We start from the raw sequence: 18,496 nt of genomic DNA on the forward strand, positions 1-18,496 counted from the left end.
CTGAGCTATGGACCCGGTCTATCTCCCGTCGTCTTCGGTGGCAGTGGGTTCGTCGCGTTCGGAGATGTCGGTTTCAACGGCCGTCTCGTCCATCTCTGACTGGTGTTCGTCCTTCGCGGCTACTTTCTCGGCCCGCGACGCCGCGTACGATGCTCCGAGATAGCCACCAGCGGCGCTGAGGCCGACGGTGTACAGCGCCACCAACAGGAAGACGATGCCGACCATCACCATGACGAACACGGGTCCGGCGACTTCACCGGTCACGAACGACCCGATAGACATGACGGTGAACATGAGGACGAATATCGCGACCAGTGGGAGCGACGCCATGAGTCCGGATACCGCACCGATTCGTATCCCACGGTCCGTCCCCTCTGCGTGGAGGTAGCCCGCAACTGCCCCGCCGATGACGGGCGAAAAGGGGATGATGGCAGTGAAGAAGGTGACGACGGCACCCAACAACGCGTGGAGGTAGAAGTTCTCTCCTCGGGACGCGGTCGCAGACGAGTCCAGCGTGGGGTAGGTGGTTGGTTCTGTAGACATGCCTGTAGTTGGTTCCGTGAACCAAAATACTGCGCGAGTGATTCCCACGAGGCGACAGCGACAGACCTCCGGGTGTGCGGGTCGCCGTTACGAGAGGTGAGCGGTGACGTCAGTCGAAGATATCATCCCGACGTAGTCGTCGTCCACGACGGGGAGGTGTTTGATACCGTAGGTGGTCATCATCGCCGCAACTTCCTCCATGTAGAGGTCCGGAGTCGCAGTCTCGACGTCGGTGGTCATCACGTCTGTCACCAGCAACTTCGAGACGTCTTCACCGTTAGCGACGGCGTCGAGCACGTCCGTACTGCTGATAATCGCGCGTGGCGTGGTCCGGACGACCAGTGCGCTGATATCTTTCTCCCGCATCTGCTGGGCGGCCTCCATCACGGTGGCATCTTTCGCGATGGTCTCCAGCGGTGAGGACATTACATCTTTGACTCTTACTCTCTTTGAAGAACTCATTGACCTAACGAACTGTACGGGGGGTTATGAAAGTGTACGCAGTGACAGTGACGTCAGTCACCGAGAGACGCCGTACTCGACGGACATCGAGCGGGGAGTGCCCCCGGTACCGACCGATTAGTCGACGTACGTCTCGATGAGCGGGGCGAGTTTCTCCTTCGTCTCGGCAGGGATGGCCTCGTCGGGCGTGTTGATGGTCCCTTCGAGCGCGGAGTGACTGTCCGTCTCGTGGTCGTCGGGAATCTTGCGGATGGCCGCTTCGACAGTCTCCTTGATGGACTCCTCGTTGGCGGCGGCGTTCTTCAGCACCTCGTCGAGGGTGACTTCGCTGTCTTCTTTCCAGACGTCGTAGTCGGTGACGCCGGTGATAGTCGCGTAGGCGATCTCGGCCTCACGGGCGAGTTTCGCTTCCGGGATGGTGGTCATGCCGATGACGTCCCATCCCTGTGCGCGGTAGTGTTCGCTCTCGGCCTTCGTGGAGTACGAGGGGCCTTCGATGCAGACGTAGGTCCCGCCTTCCTGTACGTCGGCGTCAGTCGCTTCCTCGGCCGCTTCGGCGAGGATGGAGACGAGTTCTTCGTCGTACGGCATGGCGAACGGTTGGTGGACGACGATACCCTCGTCGAAGAACGTCAGTGGGCGGTGTTTCGTCCGGTCGTAAATCTGGTCCGGGACGACGAGCGTCTGCGGCGGCAGGTCCTCTTTGAGACTGCCGACGGCGTTACTGGCGAGGATGTGGGTGACGCCCAGTTTCTTCAGTGCGAAGATGTTCGCACGGTAGGGGAGCGTCGTGGGCGAGTGCTGGTGGTCGGGGCCGTGTCGCGGCAGGAAGACGACTTCGCGCCCGGTGTCGCCGAATTCGCCGACGATGGGCGTCGTCGACGGTTCACCGAACGGCGTCTCGACTGGTTCCTCACGGGTGTTCTCCAGAGGCAGTGCTTCGTAGATACCGCTGCCGCCGATAAATCCGATTTTCATACTCGAAGGTAGAAGAGAGCGCACAAAATCGTGGCGAAACGGTGGTTCGACGGCGAGACACCGTGAGACGACGTTCGATTCGGGAGTCAGACGACGACGCCCGCGTCGAGGAGACAGTGCGTGAATTTCGGCCCGCCGGTTGGTGACCGGTGAATCTGGCTCTGTGCCAACCAGTTTCGTCGTGTCCCACCGGTGTTCAGCAGTGCTGACCGGTCAACGCCACCGAATAGTGACAGCCGATCATCAATAAGATATTTTAACAATGTCCTATGTAATCAATTGACATGGCGTCAGAATTCGGCGTACTGTCGCTCGTACCACCACTGTTGGCAATTGTCCTTGCGGTTGCAACCCGCAGGGCGATGCTGTCGCTCTTCATCGGTGTTTGGGTCGGTGGAATCATCTACACTGGTGGTACAGGTGTCGCACAGTTGTACGATTGGATCGTCAATTCGATCGGTGGAAGCACGTTCAACGCGAAGATTCTGGTGTTCACGCTCCAGATTGGGGCTGGGATTGCACTCATCTGGCGGTTGGGGGGTGCAATCGCTATCACCAACTTCGCGACGAAACGAATCGACTCACACAGGAAAATCGGTATCGCGACGTGGTTACTCGGCATCCTGTGGAACTTCGACGATTACGCGAACAACGCTATCGTCGGGAGTTCGATGAAGAACCTCGCCGACGAACTCAAGATGTCGCGCGAGAAGTTGGCGTATCTGCTCGACTCGACTGCCGCACCGGTCGCGACTATCGGTATCTCGAGTTGGGTCGCCTTCGAGATCGGTCTCATCGCCAACCAGTACGAAGAACTCGGCATCCAGGCAGAGACTCCCTCTGCTGCCGCGACGTTCATCCAGAGTATCCCGTTCAACGTGTACGCGATTCTCGCGATCGCGATGGTCGGTATCATCGTCATCACGCAACGTGACTTCGGAGAGATGCTCGACGCCGAGGCACGCGCTCAGCGGACGGGGAATGTCATTCGGGAGGACGCACAACCGCTCCAGAACATCAAGGACGAACTGGGCGAACCGCTCTCTAACAATGCCCCGCTGCGAGTGTTTTTCCTGCCAGTCGTCGCGCTCGTTTCCGTCGTCATCGGCGGTGCGGCGATGATGGGCTACGCACCCGGTCGAACGCCCGTCGAGATGGTCAGTAACACCGACGTCGCGACGGCCCTCGTCTGGGGCTCGTTCGCGATGGTGACGATGGCCATCGTCGTCGGATTGAGCGAGGACATCATGTCACTCGGTCAGGCGATGGAGACGGTTCTCGATGGGTTCGGGACGATGCTCCCAGCAGTCAGTATCCTCGTGTTGGCGTGGTCTATCGGTGCCGTCGCGAGTGCACTGGGAACCGGGGCGTACGTCACGCAGTATGCGGAGGGCGTCGTCTCGCCGATGATGGTGCCTGTCGTCGTGTTCATCACCTCGGCGTTCATCTCCTTCGCCATCGGGACGTCGTGGGGGACGATGTCCATCATGACGCCTATCGTCATCCCGTTGGCGTGGACGATTGGTGGGAACGACCCGAGCTTCATCGCTGTCGCCATCGGTGCCATGTTCAGCGGTGCCATCTTCGGTGACAACTGTTCGCCGATTTCGGACACGACCGTCCTCGCGTCGACGTTCGCAGGGGCGGACCACATCGACCACGTCCGGACACAGATGTACTACGCGTTCACCGTGCTCCTCGCCACCATCGTGGTGTACTTCCTGTACGGTGCAACGAACGTCACACCGCTCGTGTTGCTTCCGGTCGGGATTCTCACGCTCGTGGGCCTCGTCTACGGGTTCTCCGAACTGGACGCTCGGCGGAAGAACCTCTCGGCGAAACCGACTTCGTCGAAGGCATCCGCGCGAAACGTGAGCAGCGACGACTAACGTCGCGTTCAATCCACTTATTCTGCACGACACTCGGTCCACGAGCGCTGTCTCCGTAGCCCACACGCCTGCCCGATATCTCGTGCGGTCTGTGTGACGAATCTGGGCCTATACGACGACGCCCGCGTCGAGGAGGAAGATGAGAACCGAGAGTATCGGCACGCTGAGGAGCGTCGTCGCGAAGACGGCAGCAGAGACGAACTCGGCCACGGGAATCGCCCCACCGACTTCGGTGTCGCCGAACTCGCCGACGAGGATGAGCGGCGTCACGGCGGCGGGCATCGCGGATTCGAGGACGAACGTGCGGGCGACGACAGGGTCCCCGAACCCGGCGACGAGGGCGATGCCGACGGCGACTGCCGGCGCGACGGCCATCTTCAACACCGCGACGAGGCCGACTTCTCTGAGTGTCGACCCGAGGTCAGCCCCGGCGAGTTGAATTCCGAGGATGAGGAGCATCACCGGAATCGAGGAGTCGCCGACGAGTTTCAGCGTCTGCATGGCAGGGAGACTCGTCGGCGGGACGACGCCAAGCCACCGTGCGGCGAGAGCGGCGACGACGGCGTAGACGAGGGGAATCTTGAGGACGCGGGAGATGCCCACACGCCACGCTGCGGGGCCGTCGTCGTCACGTGACGCGCCACGCCCGGCAATGTAGACGCCGAGTGTGTAGATGAGGACACTCTGGACCGCGAGATAGACGACTGCCGTCGAGCGCCCGGTGTCACCGAAGGCGAACGAACTGACGGGGATGCCGTAGTTTCCGGAGTTGGGGAACACCGCGACGAGCACGAGTGCGCCGAGGAGGGGTTCGGAGATGCCGAGGAGTCGAGCGACGCCGCCGGCGACGAGAATCATCACGACGTGGTAGACGACGACGGACCCGGTGATAGTCGCGAGCGTCGCCCCCGCGAGTTCGGTCGTCGCCAGACTGTAGAAGACGAGTGCTGGCGCGAGCACGTACACCGTCACGGTGTTGAGCGGGTCCGGGTCGACGTCGCGGAAGCGACCCAGCACGAACCCCACCGCGCCGATGGTGAGGATAGGCAAGAGTGCCGTGACGAAGATAGACAGAAGTGACGACATACTCGTGGCGACGGATGTCACGCTCACCAACGTTTCGCTTCCGTCCCGAAGAGAACTGCGTGGATGTCCGGGGCGCGTGTCGAAATTGGGGAAATTGAGACGACGGAGACGGTTCAGGCACCGAGGCCGTCGTTGTCGAGGAGGCGCCACGCACCGTCGCCGGCGGATTCGACGACGCCACGTCGCTCCATCTCTTGGATGACTTCTGTCATCCGGTCGGGTTGGGCAATCTCCATCTCGATACGGTCTACGTCGTGGTACTCAGAGAGGTAGTGACGGATGTCGTCCAACTCGAACGTCTCTTCGTCGGCCTTCGACATGACGCCCGAGACGAGGTCGATCATGTCTTCGATGAAGTTCCACGGATAGACGACCCACGCCCACTCTTCGAGACGCTCACCGACGTAGTCGGGTTCGAACTCGCTCGTCTGGAGGAGTTGAAGCGTCGCCGTGCGGACTTCACCTGCGTTTCGGTCGGTCACGTACTCGTAGGCCCGTTCGATAGACCCGCCGGTGTCGGCGATGTCGTCGATGATGAGCACGTCTTTGCCTTCGACGCTCCCCTCTGGCATGGGGTAGCGGACTTCCGGTTCGTTCGACTTCTGGGCAGTACCGACGTAGTGCTCCATCTTGAGACTCGTCAGGTCGTCGAGACCGACGAAGTCACAGATACAGCGTCCCGCAAACCAACCGCCGCGTGCCAGCGCGACGATGACTTCGGGTTCGAACTCTGAGGACTTGACGTCGTCCGAGACGTCACGACAGAGTCCGTAAATGTACTCCCAGTTTGTGATGGTGCACTTAAATTCGTCGGGGAGGTCGCCCATGACTTCTGTTCACCGTCCGTAGTGGGGGGCCTGACTCCCTTTAATCTGTACGTCTCGTCCCGACCGTGTGGGAGCGTCACAACACGGAGAAATTGTTCATTAAGATGCCATTAACCGGGACTCACGGGGTTTCAGGCAAATCATAACATGTGCTAACAAGACACATAGTTATGTAGGATTGGTGAGTATCCGAATTCGTAGGTGAAAAGGAATGCACACGTGTGGTAACTGTGGTGAGTTCGTGTCCCGAGATTTCGTTCGCGTCTTCGGCAACGACCTGGACGAAATCGTCGGTTGTCCCGCCTGTATGAACATGCGAGAAGTGATGCAGGGGAACGGCGCTGCGTCTCGTGAGAGTCGCGTTCGCTGGACTCGCGCGTAGGTCGGTTCTCGCGCCCCCGCTTCTTCTCACCCTCCTTCGGTGATAGATTGTGACTCACGACCCACGGGTTTGATACACTCACGGGCAGTGCGCACTCTCATGGACCGCCGACGCGCCCTTCTCGTCGATGCATTTACGACCGAACCGTTGTCCGGAAACGTCGCCGGTGTCGTCCCCGACGCCGACGGCCTCGACGCGGAACAGATGCGCGCTATCGCGGCCGAACTCGGCGCGAGCGAGACGGCCTTCGTCTGTTCGTCGCCCTCGGCGGACCGTCGCATCCGGTACTTCACGCCGACGGAGGAAATCGACCTGTGTGGACACGCGACGATTGCGGCCCACGCTCACCTCGCGGCAGAACGCGCTCTCGAACCAGGAAGCCACACCCTCGAGACGAACGTGGGGACGCTGGACATCGAGGTGGGCGAACTCGGCGAAATCTGGATGTCACAGGATGCGGCGACGGTTCGCCCCCTCGACGTCGAGTACGACCGAGTCGCCGACCTGCTCGGCGTCGACGTGGCCGCACTCCGCGACGTCGGTGCGGACCTCCCGATTGCGCTCGCTTCGACGGGTCTCCCGTTCGTCCTCGTCCCGGTGAACTTCCTCGAACACCTGTCTTCGGTCTCTCCTGACCTCGACGCCATCGACGAGTTCACCACAGAGCACGAGGCGGCGGGCATCTACGCGTTTACGTTCGACACCCTCGATGGCGACTCGACGCTCCACGCCCGCTGTTTCGCCCCCGGCGTCGGCATCCCCGAAGACCCGGCGACCGGTACCGCGAGCGGGGCCTGCGGGGCGTATCTCCGCCAGATGGGTGCGTTCGACTCGATGCCCGACGAACTCCGCTTCGAACAGGGTCACTTCGTGGACCGGCCGAGTCTCGTCCGTGTGAAAGTCGACAAACGAATTCAGGTCGGCGGACGAGCGGTGACGTCACTCGACGGGACGCTCACCATCTCCGAGTTCGAAGACGACGACATCATCGAGGCGTAACGCCTCGCGCGTCGACTCCGACGCCGAAATTCGAGTCGGTTAGCCGATATACCGCAGGTCGTCGTCGCTCGCGATGCCCTGTTGTTGCTGTTGCATCTCCTGAATCTTCGCGGCGACTTCCTTCATCTCCTCTGCTCTGTCTTCGAGCGCCTCGAAGTCGACGCTGAAGTCCAGCAGGTCTTGCAGCACTTCGATGACGACCTGTGCGCTCTGTGGGTCTACGAGATAGCCACTCGTCTCGCCCATCAGACACGCCGCGTCGAAGCCACGACGCCCACCGAGGCCAAGCAGAAGGCCGGAGACGCCGACGATACCGCCGGCAGGTTCGCCTTCACGGAATTCGACGCCCGCGTCTTCGAGCGTCTCGCGTTGCGACTCGCTGGTGACGCCACCCAGGACCGACGGTTCGTCGACGAGTTCGCCAGTCGGGACGCCGCCGAGTGCGAACAGTCGCTCGACACCGAACTCCTCGGCGACGTCGAGGAAGACGTCCGTGAGGTGGTAGTGGCCTTCGTTCGACTGTGCTTGGTGGTCGCCGGTGAGCAAGAGCAGGTCCGGACCGTCACCCGGCGTCTCGACGGCGTGTATCTCGGCGTGGGTCAACTCGGCGACGCCGTCGTCGAGACCCACCTGCGGTGGGAACACGTCGGCGTAGATGCGGCGGACCAGCGTGGCCTCCTCGAACTCTTCGAGCAGGTGCTCGACGGCGAGTTTTCCGACGTTCCCGACGCCCGGCAGTCCCTCGATGAAGACGGGGTCGGTGAGGTCAGCCTCTGCGACAGCCTCGATTTCGATGTCGTCCATGCACGTAGTGCCGAACGCACCGGTAAAGAGGGCGTCGGTAGCCGAATCCGTCGTGGCTACTCGTCCGCGACGCGCCGTTTGCGCGCACGGCGGTACTCACCGTAGGTGTCGTCGGGGTTGTACGGAGCGGGCGCGCTGTTCTCCGTGGATGCGCCGCACTCCGGACAGACAGAAGAGAGCGTGTACACCGGGCGTTCGTGGCAGTCGCGCCACACGCTACACACCCGGATGTCAGATTTCATTACTCCTCGTCGCCGCTTCGTTCGCGGTGGTACGCCGCGGTGCCACCGGCCGCTTCGATGACCTCACGGGCGCGGGCGACGCTCGCGTCGAGTTCCGACTCGGCAGTCTTGTAGTCGGGTGCTTTCACCTTGATGCGGTATTCGGGTGCACCGACGTACGTGACAGTCAGTTCGATTTCGTCTGAGACTTCGTCGCCACCTTCGGCGGCCTTCAGGGCCTCTTTGACGTCGTCGACGCCGTTGCCCGCGGGTGAGCGCAGGTCGACGTAACCGGTGACGTTGACGTACGGCACCGAGACGTTCTGGCGTGCAGTGTCGACGATAGCGTCGATTTCGTCGTCCTCTAGGTCGACGTCTTCGAGCGCTTCGGTGCCGTGGATGGCGGCCTGTTCGAACCCGTCGTAGAGCGATTCGAACTCGGCGAGTACGGCGTTAGCGATTGCGCCGTACTGTTCGTCGTCGATTTCCTCGCCGAAGGCGATAGCCATCCACTTGTCCGCCTTCTGCTCGTTCTTCCACTCCTGAATCTTCTCTTTGCGCTGGTGCTCGTTGACGTCCTTGATAGAGAGGTCTATCTGCTGCGAACTCTCGTTGACGTCGAGCACTTTGGCAACGACGGTCTGTCCCTCGCGGACGTGGTCGCGGACGTTCTTGATCCATCCGCTCGCGACTTCGCTGATGTGGCAAAGCCCACGTTTGTCTTCGTACTCTTCGAGGTCGACGAAGACACCGAAGTCAGTGATGTCGTCTACCTTCCCGACGACGAGTTCGCCGGAGTCAGGCCATCCGCTGTACTTCATGAGAAGTCCTCCAGGACGTTACGCCTCAAGTTCGTCGGTCTCGCGACGTTCGACCGTCTCGACGACCTCACCGTGGAACTCGGCGTTGCCGCCGGTCGGCGTGGCGAGGGTCGTCCCGCAGACGGCACAGTTGACGACCGAGGAGGCCTTTCCGAAGACTATCTGTTCGTTCTCGCAATCACTGCACGCGACTTTGTAGAAATTTCCTGCCATGTGTTTACTCCTGGAATTCGAGACGGCCTGCTCGCCAGCCCTCGCGCATGTGGGCCTTGCCGCAGTCTGAGCAGATGTACTTCAGGTGCGTCTTCTTCGTCGGTTTGTCTCCACCGGGAACCTTGGAGAACTTACCGGCGTTACCGATGGTGGACTTGCCGCGTCGAGTCTGACGGGCGTTCCACTTCATGCCGGTCGGACGACCTTTGCGGACTTTCTCGACTTCGTGTTCGTGGTGACCCTTGCAGTTAGGGCAGTACGTGTTGAAACGGCGTGGCATCTGCATAGATATCGACCTTGAGGATGGGTTTGGTGTCGCCCGTTAAAACCCGTTTGGTTCGCCGCGGCCGCCAGACCCGCTCTCGAAGCCCAGTTCACCCCCTGTGGTACGTGTGGGCAGGCGACGAGCATTCCGGTGACGGCCGGTCACGACGCGAGTAGCACGCGCGGGCGAAACAAGAAATTCGATTGCTCGGTTCCACGCCCGAAGCCGAAGCGATTAAGCGGTGACTGTGCCAATCCCGGCACATGAAGAAGCTCATCATCCACGGCGACCCCGGAGTTCGGCGCGACGGCGTCATCAAATACGACGGTGAAGAGTACATCTGCTTCTCCATCGACCGGCAGGGCGACTGGCACGGCCCGGACCGCGTCCAACTGTGGTGCACCGTCGGCACCGAAGACGAGCGCGAAGCCTTCGAGAAACGCGAGTACGTCCCTCACTGGCTCGAAACCGAGGGCGTCGACGCCGAAGCGATAGAAGTCGTCCGGAAGAGCGGTCAGGCGGCCTGAGGTATCGTAGCGTCTGCAACTGGATACACATCCAATCGCACGGCTGCGTACGGTTGCGTATGCACTGACTTGCAAACGCTACTATAGGCTCGCTTCTTCTACTTCGTAGACGACGACAGACCCGGAGCGGTGGACCGGTGTCAACCACGGGACGTCAGTCTCTATCTCTCCGTAGCGGGCGCGTTCGCCGGGGCCGACCCAGACGTACTGCACGTCGTACTCTCTGACGAGGCGCGTCCGCGTCGATTCGTTGCCCACGTACATCGCGTCGACGTCACGTACTCGGCCGTAGTACGCCTCGGGGCCCCGATAGCCGACTTCGTGTGCCCACCCGGCGACTGTCGGCACGCCCGTCAGACTCGACTCGGGATTCCCGCGCCACGCGTACATGACGTACTCTCGTTTGTCGTCCACCGTCCCCGACCACTTCGTTCCGGGAGCGGTGAGGATGGTCGGATTCCCGTCGACGTTCTCGTCTAACCACGTAATCGCCGTCGACTCGTTCGGGTGATACCACTCTGCGAAGGCCGTCGCGTCGAGTGTCACTTCCTGTCGAGGCGTCTGTGTGTGGTCTGCGACGGCGAGGCCGGCGTAGACGGACGTCGACGCGACGAACAGGACGACGACGACGACGCCGAGGGCTCGAACTGCGTCTGCCCGGACGTGGAAGTCGACGGACGGAAGCGACAGGTCACTCGCGTCGGCCGTGTCGCGGACGAATCCAGCGAGGACCGACCCCATCGCACTGCCCCACAGCACCCACACCTGCATGTATGTCTTGAACACGGTGTTCATCCGCCCCGGCCCGGCCTGTTCGTTCACGAAGACGACTTCGACAAGCATCACGAGGCCCGCACCCGCGACGACGAGCACCGTATCGAAACGCGGGTCGTCGGTGAGTCTGAGGACGACCCATCCGACGAGGACGAGCGGAACGACGAGTGCGAGGGCCGCAAACGAGTGGATGGCGGCCACGATTGCCACCGCCGTGAACCCGCCGACAACAGGTAGGATGCGCCGTGGGCCGAGTTGTTGGACGTAGTGAACGGCGAACGCACCGAGGAACGCGCCGTGGACGAGGACGAGTGCGCCGAATCCGCTCCGTTGGTCCGGCGTGAGAATCTCGATAGTCCGTGTACTCCCACCGCCTGCGACACTGCCGAGGATGAAGGGCATCGCGAGGACGACGGCCACGCCACCGGCGACGGCGACGACGGCAGTCGTTCCGGCGAGTCTCGACAGTTCACGGGTGACTGGCCGTCGGTCTGTGAATCGCCTCAGCCACCTGCTCCCGGGGACGAGCGTCGACGGGCGTGCCGGTGCGAAGACCATCCCGAGGAAGAGGACGCCGAATATCGACGGGAAACTCCACGTGTCGACGACGACTTGTAGGCCACCGACGAGGGCGGTGACGCCCACGAGAAGACGTCGTTCACCGACTGCGTCTTCGGGCGTCCGGAAGTATGCGAACGCGAGGCCAGCAGCGAGGAGCAAAAACGGCGTCCCCATCATGTGCGCGTGTAAGTCGCCGTTGAGCCACGCGAACAGCGGGAACTCGTTGATAGTGCCGGGGATGACACGACTCGCGTCCCAGTACGAAAAGTCGGCGGCGCTGGCGAGAATTTGCGAGACGCTGTATCGAGAGCGCTCGGCGACGGCCTCTGCGATTGGGCGTTGGACGCTCTCGGGCAGTCCGAGCAGGGCGAACCGCCCCGCCGTGACGAGGTTGCTGGCGAATCCGACGAAGAACGCGGCGAGGACACCACCGAGGCGGCCACTCGAACCGGTCGCACGGGAGATGCCGCGGCCGAGTTCGAACGCTGCGGTGACGAGCATGCCGAAGAACCCGGCGAGTGCGAGATTGTAGGCGAATTCGGCTTCAGTCCCCGAGAGCCACGCAAGCAGTATCGACACGAGGTGGCCGCCGTAGTAGTAGCGGACCGGTTCGCCGGCGAACCACATGTCTTCGGGTGGGAGCACCGCGGCGCGGGAGAGTGCCTTCAGCAGGCCGAAGTCGAGGAACTTCTCACCCCCGCCGGCGTGGACTGCCGGGTCGAGCGCTCGGAGGCCGACGGCGAACAGAAACGCGAGAGCGAAGACTGCCACTGCCTCCGCGACTGCGCGTCTGTCGATGTCGAGGTCCGACGCGAGACGGACCTCCCCGTCACGGAGTGCTGTTCGGTCGAGGCCACTCGCTACCGAGGCGGCGACGAGGGCGCCGAGGCCGACGAGCAACGCTGCGGGACCGAACCAGACGTGGCCGACGTAGTAGACCGGGAGGGTCACGACGACGAGCGATACGGGGAGTGTGAATCCAGCGCCGTGACCGGGGAGGCGGCGGAACAGACGGGCAGAAAGCGGGAGGCCGACTGCCCAGAGGGCCGCGAACATAACCAGCCAACGGACCACGAGGGCGTACTCCATCTGCCCGAGGAAGGTTCGGCCGACACAATACGTTTTGTGATGAGCGATGCAGACAGAGCGGTTTGCTTTTTACCCCCTTGGAAGAATTGACGTGCATGATGCAGTCAGTCGGGGTGGTGGTGCCAGCCTATCGGCCTGACCCCGACCGTCTGGTTCCGTACGTCGAGGCGCTCGTCGAGGCGCTCGACCCCGACGTCGTACGGGTCGAACTCGACGCGCCCCTCCCGGAGACGCTCGACGCTCTCGACGCGCTCCACCCGCTCGCTGAGGTGAACCCTGTCGATGCCCGCCGAGGGAAAGGTGCGGCCATCACCGCCGGGTTCGAGGCACTCGACACCGATATTCTCTCCTTCGCAGACGCCGACGGAAGTACGCCAGCGAAGTCGATGGCACACGTCGTCGACGCAATCTATCAGGGTGCCGACCTCGCGGTCGGGTCGCGGCGACACCCGGATTCGACCGTCGCCTCTCACCAGACGGTCGCTCGCCGGTATCTCGGTGATGGCTTCGCGTGGTTGGCGCGCCACCTCACCGAGGTTCCGCTGTACGATTACCAGTGTGGTGCCAAGGCCATCACCGCCGAGGCGTGGGACGACGTCCGAATGCACCTCTACGAACCCGGATTCGCGTGGGACATCGAACTCGTCGCCGTCTCGGGGGCGTTCGACCACTGTATCGCGGAAGTCCCCGTCGTCTGGGAAGACCAACCGAACTCGACCGTCTCACCGGTCGATACGACGCTGAAGATGGCCCGTGGCCTCCTTCGCTCGCGCCACCGAGCACGGACGATTCGAGAGGACAGACTCCACGCCTTCATCGCCGCTCGAAACGACCAGCGGACCCTCATCGACGACGTCTCGCCAGAGGTCACCGATGACTAACCGCCTCTCTGCACTCGTCTCGGGTGCTCGGTTCGGGAAGTTCGCCTCGGTGGGGGCCGTCGGCGCGGTGTTCGACCTGACCGTGAGCAGTCTACTCATCGTCCTGTTCGGCGTCGTCGGCGAGGTGGCCAAACTCGTCGGTGCCGAAGTCGCCATCGTCGTGATGTTCGTCATCAACGACCGGTGGACCTTCGCGGACGCGGGGTCGGACCACGTCGTGGCGAAGGTTCGTCGGTTCCTCAAGTCGAATCTCGTCAGGAGCGGTGGACTCGTCGTGCAGGTGCTCGTCGTCCGCCTCCTCAGAGAGGTTCAACTGACCATTCCGGTCGGTGGCATCGACCTGTGGCAACTCATCCCACTCCCCATCGCAATCGGCGCGTCGATGTTCCTGAACTACGTCGCTGAGAGCCTCTTCACGTGGCGAATCGGGTCGGCTTCGAGTCACCGTGACTCACGGTGAAAATTGCCACACGGCTAGCGAAACAGAAGCCTTAACAGTAAACGCGACTTTTGATGAATTAGCGGGATGGGATAGCCAGGAGATTCCGCCGGGCTCATAACCCGGAGATCGGTAGTTCAAATCTACCTCCCGCTATGTTTTTGCTGACCTCGACTCCTGAACGCCGAGTCTCGTCTCGGTGTGACCCACCGAGGTCGGCGTCATAGCTCGGAGTAGTTTGAACGAGAGAACCGAGCAGAGCGAGGTTCGCGTTGTTCAAATCTACCTCTCGCTACTTCTCCTGAAAACGACACTACCAAACGGTAGTTTTCATCGCGCCGCGACGAGTTCTCCTCAAACCGACACCCGTGAGCGGTGCGTCCCAACCTTTCAATCGCGAGTACACGTCGTTAACTGACTATATTTCCTGTTTCCGGTAGATTGCTTGGTCTAGGACAGAGACTTCATTCTGGAACTAAAACTTGTTTTCCGACTTAGACAATCTTAACATAGGAAAGCGTGAACGTCGGGATGATGATTGGTTCCGACCATGACTGGTGGCCAAACCAGTTGAAATTGGAGATTCTCGACCAGAACGCCCGACCAGCGGACCCGATGGACGAGGACTTCGATTACGCCGAGGAATTCCAGACGCTCGACTTCGACGCCGTGAAGGCAGATATCGAGGAGGTGATGACGACTTCCCAGGAGTGGTGGCCAGCAGACTACGGCCACTACGGACCGCTGTTCATTCGGATGGCGTGGCACAGCGCCGGGACGTACCGAACGAGCGACGGGCGCGGCGGCGCGGCAGGTGGGACACAGCGCTTTGCACCACTCAACAGTTGGCCCGACAACGCGAACCTCGACAAGGCACGCCGACTGCTCTGGCCAGTCAAGCAAAAGTACGGCCGCAAGCTCTCGTGGGCCGACCTGCTGGTGCTGGCCGGCAACGTCGCACTGGAGTCGATGGGCTTCGAGACGTTCGGTTTCGCCGGCGGCCGTGAGGACGCCTACGAACCGGACAAGTCCGTCTACTGGGGCCCCGAAAACGAGATGGAGGCCTCCGAGCGCTTCAGCGACGACGGCGAACTCCAAGAACCGCTCGGCGCAACCGTGATGGGCCTCATCTACGTGAACCCGGAGGGGCCGGACGGCCAACCGGACCCCCTCGCGTCGGCGAAGAACATCCGAGAGTCGTTCAGTCGAATGGCGATGAACGACGAGGAGACGGCGGCCCTCATCGCCGGCGGTCACACGTTCGGGAAGGTCCACGGTGCTGACTCCGGCGAGAACCTCGGCCCCGAACCGGAAGCGGCACCCATCGAAGAACAGGGTCTGGGCTGGAAGAGCGAGTTCGGTTCTGGGAAGGGTCCCGACACGATTACCAGTGGTATCGAGGGACCGTGGACCGAGGCGCCGGTCAAGTGGGACATGGGCTACATCGACAACCTGCTCGACTACGAGTGGGAACCGGAGAAAGGCCCCGGCGGTGCGTGGCAGTGGACGCCGAAAGGCGAGGAACTTCACGACACCGTGCCGGACGCCCACGACCCGTCGGAGAAGGTGACGCCCATGATGCTCACGACGGACATCGCTCTGAAACGTGACCCCGACTACCGGGAAATCGTCGAGCGCTTCCAGGAGAACCCCGCCGAGTTCCAGAAGACCTTCGCGAAGGCGTGGTACAAACTGATTCACCGTGACATGGGCCCGCCGTCCCGATTCCTCGGTCCAGAGGTTCCGGACGAGGAGATGCTGTGGCAGGACCCACTCCCCGAAGTCGACCACGAACTGGTCGGCGACGAGGAGATTGCAGAACTCAAAGCGGAGCTTCTCGACTCGGAACTCTCCATCTCCCAACTGGCCAAGACTGCGTGGGCGTCGGCGTCCACGTACCGCGACAGCGACAAGCGCGGTGGCGCAAACGGGGCCCGGATTCGCCTCGAACCCCAGCGAAACTGGGACGTGAACGAACCCGAAGCACTGGAGACGGTGCTGGGGGCCCTCGAAGAGATTCAGGAGGACTTCAACGGTTCGCGGTCCGACGACGTTCGAGTCTCGCTCGCCGACCTCATCGTCCTCGGTGGGTGTGCCGCAGTCGAGCAGGCGGCGGCGGACGCCGGATACGACGTCGAAGTCCCGTTCGAACCGGGACGCACCGACGCCACACAGGAGCAGACGGACGTCGACTCCTTCGACGCGCTCGAACCCGACGGCGATGCCTTCCGTAACTACTTCGCAGACGACGCCGACCGACCGGCAGAAGAACTGCTCCTCGACAAGGCAGACCTGCTGGACCTCTCGCCCGAAGAGATGACGGCGCTGGTCGGTGGCATGCGAACGATGGGTGCGACGTACGAAGGGTCGGACCTCGGCGTCTTCACGGACGAACCGCAGACGCTGACCAACGACTTCTTCGTGAACCTGCTCGACATGGGCACGGAGTGGGAACCGGCGGAGTCCGACGGCGTGTTCGAGGGCCGTGACCGCGACACCGGTAAAATCGAGTGGACGGCCACCCGTGCGGACCTCATCTTCGGGTCGCACTCCCGTCTTCGTGCACTCGCAGAGACCTACGCCACCAACGACGCAGAGGAGAAGTTCGTGCTCGACTTCGTCGACGCGTGGCACAAGGTGATGACCCTCGACCGCTTCGACCTCGAGTAAGCACGGCCACCCCGCGTCTCGTCTCCTCGCTGACCGCTTCCGAAGGAGATTTTCCACACCACACCAACGAGAGTCCAATGAGCGACCTCGAACGAATCTGTTCGGTCGACAACGTTCCCGCGGAGACGACGTTTCTCTTTCGCGTCCGCGACGACCCGTTTTCTATGAGAGTTGCAACGAGGTAGATTGAACTCGGGAGCGTCAGCGACTGAGGTTCAAATCTACCTCACACCCCCCGACTCCAACTCAGATTCAATCTTCGACCACGACGACAGCGCCACGCATCCCCATCGCTCGGTGGGGTTCGCAGACGTAGCGATAGGTTCCCACGTCGTCGAATCGATGGGTGTAGCGGTGGCCGGCGGCGGCGGCGAGTGGTCCGCTGTCGAACGCATCGTCCTCCGAGACGACGTTGTGACTGCCGCCCTTACCGGTCCACTCCCAGACGACTGTCGTCCCGGGAGAGACGGCGGCTGCGACCGGACCGAACCCGAAGGAACCCATGTTAGCCTTCGTGCCGACGTGGACGAGTACCTCGGACTCCCCACGTCGGTCGGTGGTCCCGTCGTAGTTACTGACGTTCTCGAACCAGTCGCCATAGTCCGGTTCGACTGGGAGCATCGGTTCGGCCGTCTTCACAGACGACGACTCTCCGGCCCCTGCGGCGACACAACCAGCGAGTGTCGTGAGGCCCAGCAGTCCCGCAGTCCGTAGGTAGGTTCGTCGGTACACGTCTCGTCACCCCCTCACGGCCGCTTCAGTGTCGATTGCAGCGGGGCGTCGCGTATCGGCAACGAAGAGATAGCCGAACGTCACGACGAGCGCGAGTTGCACGGCCTTGTCGAGAACGCCAAGCCAGAGCGGTCCCATCGGAAATAACAGGTAGCCGATGATTTGCGATGCCGTGAACAGGATGCCGACCACGTAACTGGGACGTCGGTAGCCCGGTAGCGCGACGAGTACCCCGATGAGACCCAGGAACCCCGCGCCGGCGAACAGGAAGGGAAGCCAGTCGTCGGTGACGAACAGGTACAGGTGGGTCACGGCCGTGATGGCGGTCAGACCGAGGGCAGTCCAGTGAACTGGAGTCAGTTCGGTGCTCGTGTTCGATGCGACAGTGGTTGTCGATGCGTAGGTGGATGACATACCAGCTGAGAGATGGTTTTATATCATAATAATGATGTTTAGCACAACTATTTCATCAGCTTCGCAAGAGTTGCACGCCTCGCAACGCGGTCAGTGTGGGAGGCTGTCGGCCGTCAACTTCGTCGACTTCGAGATGTACTCGTCGATGGTTGTCTCGGCCCACGAACGAATGGTCGGATTCGTCGTCTCGATGACTGCGGCGGGGATTCCCTGACCGTCGAACGGAACCAGGAAGGCGGTTCCGTCTGAGACGCCGACCATCTGCGGGATGGTTCCTTCGTAGAGGTAGAGTTGGACCCGTTCGAACAACAGTATATCCGCGAAGATTTCTGCGATTTCTGGGACAGAAGTGGACTGGTCGAGCGTGTTCACGGTGAGGACGGATTCGACCACCTGGTCGCCTGCGAGAAATTTCTCGACCCGCTCCAGATGCTCCTCTGGCGACCCGGGAGCAACTGTCGTGCTCAGGAGTCGCAGGTGGTCAGCGTCGTAGACGAGTGTCTCGACTCGGCGGATGTGCCGGAACACGTCGCCGGTCGTCGGCGTCGTGACGGTGGCATCACCGAACAGACGAACGTCGAAGTCCATCTGTTCGGTGGGCAACAGCGAGATAATCTCACCGAGACGTTGGACGGTTTCGACTGTGTCGAGCAGGTCAGAGAACTCTTCAGCGACGAGTTCGCCGAACGCAGTGAGTACGTACTCGCGCCCGTTTTGTTCGACCCAGTTACGCTCCTGAAGCGACCCGAGGACTCGGCCGAGCGTCGGCTGAGAGATGCCCGTCTCGTCGCGCAGTTCGGGGCGAGTCCGCGCCCCCGACGTGAGAGTCTGGAGCACCTCTACACGGTGGGCAGACCGAGCGAGGAACTCTACGTCGTCGAGGGGAGTTCGGTTCGTCATTGACAAACAGTTGAATAGT

21 protein-coding genes and 1 tRNA gene are annotated in these 18,496 nt (G+C 61.9%); 8 read left to right on the forward strand and 14 right to left on the reverse strand.

The genetic code is table 11. From position 1 onward, the window contains the following. Window positions 1–18: 18 nt before the first annotated feature. From ACK3R5_RS02960 to mtnP, 3 genes are all read right to left on the reverse strand, one after another. Entirely contained in the window at window positions 19–543 is a 525-nt protein-coding gene (locus ACK3R5_RS02960; protein ID WP_411968028.1) for a DUF5518 domain-containing protein, read from the reverse strand. Window positions 544–630: 87 nt separating this feature from the next. Next, complete coding sequence (locus ACK3R5_RS02965) at window positions 631–1,005, reverse strand: cyclic nucleotide-binding/CBS domain-containing protein (protein ID WP_411965560.1); 375 nt, start codon at window positions 1,003–1,005, stop codon at window positions 631–633. Window positions 1,006–1,122: 117 nt separating this feature from the next. Next, a complete protein-coding gene (gene mtnP / locus ACK3R5_RS02970) occupies window positions 1,123–1,983 on the reverse strand; it encodes an S-methyl-5'-thioadenosine phosphorylase (RefSeq protein ID WP_411965561.1) in 861 nt (286 codons plus the stop codon). A gap of 284 nt (window positions 1,984–2,267) precedes the next feature. On the opposite strand from mtnP, the gene ACK3R5_RS02975 reads away from it, so the two are divergent. Next, window positions 2,268–3,872: a Na+/H+ antiporter NhaC family protein gene (locus ACK3R5_RS02975; protein ID WP_411968029.1), complete on the forward strand. Its 1,605-nt coding sequence runs from the start codon at window positions 2,268–2,270 to the stop codon at window positions 3,870–3,872. Between the two features lie 108 nt (window positions 3,873–3,980). Here the strand turns inward: ACK3R5_RS02975 and ACK3R5_RS02980 are convergent, their stop codons facing one another. Then, window positions 3,981–4,958 carry an AEC family transporter gene (locus ACK3R5_RS02980; protein WP_411965563.1) on the reverse strand — a complete coding sequence of 326 codons (978 nt, stop codon included), beginning with the start codon at window positions 4,956–4,958 and terminating at the stop codon, window positions 3,981–3,983. Window positions 4,959–5,071: 113 nt separating this feature from the next. Beyond that, window positions 5,072–5,785, reverse strand: a complete 714-nt coding sequence (locus tag ACK3R5_RS02985; RefSeq protein ID WP_411965564.1) for a phosphoribosyltransferase — start codon at window positions 5,783–5,785, stop codon at window positions 5,072–5,074. Window positions 5,786–6,026: 241 nt separating this feature from the next. Between ACK3R5_RS02985 and ACK3R5_RS02990 the strand changes: the two genes are divergently transcribed. Beyond that, window positions 6,027–6,167, forward strand: coding sequence for a hypothetical protein (locus tag ACK3R5_RS02990; RefSeq protein WP_411965843.1), 141 nt, complete (start codon window positions 6,027–6,029; stop codon window positions 6,165–6,167). A gap of 99 nt (window positions 6,168–6,266) precedes the next feature. Next, on the forward strand, window positions 6,267–7,166 hold the full coding sequence (locus ACK3R5_RS02995; protein WP_411965565.1) for a PhzF family phenazine biosynthesis protein: 900 nt from the start codon (window positions 6,267–6,269) through the stop codon (window positions 7,164–7,166). Between the two features lie 39 nt (window positions 7,167–7,205). Here the strand turns inward: ACK3R5_RS02995 and ACK3R5_RS03000 are convergent, their stop codons facing one another. The 5 genes from ACK3R5_RS03000 to ACK3R5_RS03020 are packed head-to-tail and all read right to left on the reverse strand — an operon-like array spanning window position 7,206 to window position 9,511. Next, entirely contained in the window at window positions 7,206–7,970 is a 765-nt protein-coding gene (locus ACK3R5_RS03000) for a proteasome assembly chaperone family protein (protein WP_411965566.1), read from the reverse strand. 56 nt (window positions 7,971–8,026) lie between these two features. Then, entirely contained in the window at window positions 8,027–8,212 is a 186-nt protein-coding gene (locus ACK3R5_RS03005) for an RNA-protein complex protein Nop10 (protein ID WP_411965567.1), read from the reverse strand. Then, window positions 8,212–9,012 carry a translation initiation factor IF-2 subunit alpha gene (locus ACK3R5_RS03010; protein ID WP_411965568.1) on the reverse strand — a complete coding sequence of 267 codons (801 nt, stop codon included), beginning with the start codon at window positions 9,010–9,012 and terminating at the stop codon, window positions 8,212–8,214. The genes ACK3R5_RS03005 and ACK3R5_RS03010 overlap by 1 nt, the downstream gene beginning before the upstream one ends. Window positions 9,013–9,030: 18 nt before the next feature. Beyond that, the gene (locus ACK3R5_RS03015) at window positions 9,031–9,225 is read right to left on the reverse strand and encodes a 30S ribosomal protein S27e (protein ID WP_411965569.1); all 195 of its coding nucleotides are present in this window, start codon (window positions 9,223–9,225) and stop codon (window positions 9,031–9,033) included. Between the two features lie 4 nt (window positions 9,226–9,229). Beyond that, window positions 9,230–9,511 (reverse strand): 50S ribosomal protein L44e, encoded by a 282-nt coding sequence (locus tag ACK3R5_RS03020; protein WP_411965570.1) that lies wholly within the window; start codon window positions 9,509–9,511, stop codon window positions 9,230–9,232. 242 nt (window positions 9,512–9,753) lie between these two features. Between ACK3R5_RS03020 and ACK3R5_RS03025 the strand changes: the two genes are divergently transcribed. After that, window positions 9,754–10,017, forward strand: coding sequence for an HAH_0734 family protein (locus tag ACK3R5_RS03025; RefSeq protein WP_411965571.1), 264 nt, complete (start codon window positions 9,754–9,756; stop codon window positions 10,015–10,017). Between the two features lie 81 nt (window positions 10,018–10,098). Here the strand turns inward: ACK3R5_RS03025 and ACK3R5_RS03030 are convergent, their stop codons facing one another. Beyond that, entirely contained in the window at window positions 10,099–12,441 is a 2,343-nt protein-coding gene (locus ACK3R5_RS03030; protein ID WP_411968030.1) for a DUF2298 domain-containing protein, read from the reverse strand. A gap of 95 nt (window positions 12,442–12,536) precedes the next feature. On the opposite strand from ACK3R5_RS03030, the gene ACK3R5_RS03035 reads away from it, so the two are divergent. The 4 genes from ACK3R5_RS03035 (at window position 12,537) to katG (ending at window position 16,431) form a co-directional block, all read left to right on the forward strand. Beyond that, complete coding sequence (locus tag ACK3R5_RS03035; RefSeq protein ID WP_411968032.1) at window positions 12,537–13,322, forward strand: glycosyltransferase; 786 nt, start codon at window positions 12,537–12,539, stop codon at window positions 13,320–13,322. Continuing rightward, window positions 13,315–13,782, forward strand: coding sequence for a GtrA family protein (locus ACK3R5_RS03040; RefSeq protein WP_411965574.1), 468 nt, complete (start codon window positions 13,315–13,317; stop codon window positions 13,780–13,782). The genes ACK3R5_RS03035 and ACK3R5_RS03040 overlap by 8 nt, the downstream gene beginning before the upstream one ends. Window positions 13,783–13,842: 60 nt before the next feature. Beyond that, window positions 13,843–13,917 (forward strand) — tRNA-Met (locus tag ACK3R5_RS03045). Between the two features lie 378 nt (window positions 13,918–14,295). Next, complete coding sequence (gene katG / locus ACK3R5_RS03050; RefSeq protein WP_411968034.1) at window positions 14,296–16,431, forward strand: catalase/peroxidase HPI; 2,136 nt, start codon at window positions 14,296–14,298, stop codon at window positions 16,429–16,431. A gap of 252 nt (window positions 16,432–16,683) precedes the next feature. On the opposite strand, the gene ACK3R5_RS03055 is transcribed toward katG, so the two are convergent. From ACK3R5_RS03055 to ACK3R5_RS03065, 3 genes are all read right to left on the reverse strand, one after another. Beyond that, the gene (locus tag ACK3R5_RS03055; RefSeq protein ID WP_411968035.1) at window positions 16,684–17,163 is read right to left on the reverse strand and encodes a halocyanin domain-containing protein; all 480 of its coding nucleotides are present in this window, start codon (window positions 17,161–17,163) and stop codon (window positions 16,684–16,686) included. A gap of 6 nt (window positions 17,164–17,169) precedes the next feature. Further along, window positions 17,170–17,577, reverse strand: coding sequence for a hypothetical protein (locus tag ACK3R5_RS03060; protein WP_411965577.1), 408 nt, complete (start codon window positions 17,575–17,577; stop codon window positions 17,170–17,172). 90 nt (window positions 17,578–17,667) lie between these two features. Beyond that, complete coding sequence (locus ACK3R5_RS03065; RefSeq protein WP_411965578.1) at window positions 17,668–18,477, reverse strand: helix-turn-helix transcriptional regulator; 810 nt, start codon at window positions 18,475–18,477, stop codon at window positions 17,668–17,670. Window positions 18,478–18,496: the final 19 nt, after the last annotated feature.

This window comes from Haloferax sp. YSSS75 (genome assembly GCF_046764215.1).
Taxonomy (GTDB): domain Archaea; phylum Halobacteriota; class Halobacteria; order Halobacteriales; family Haloferacaceae; genus Haloferax.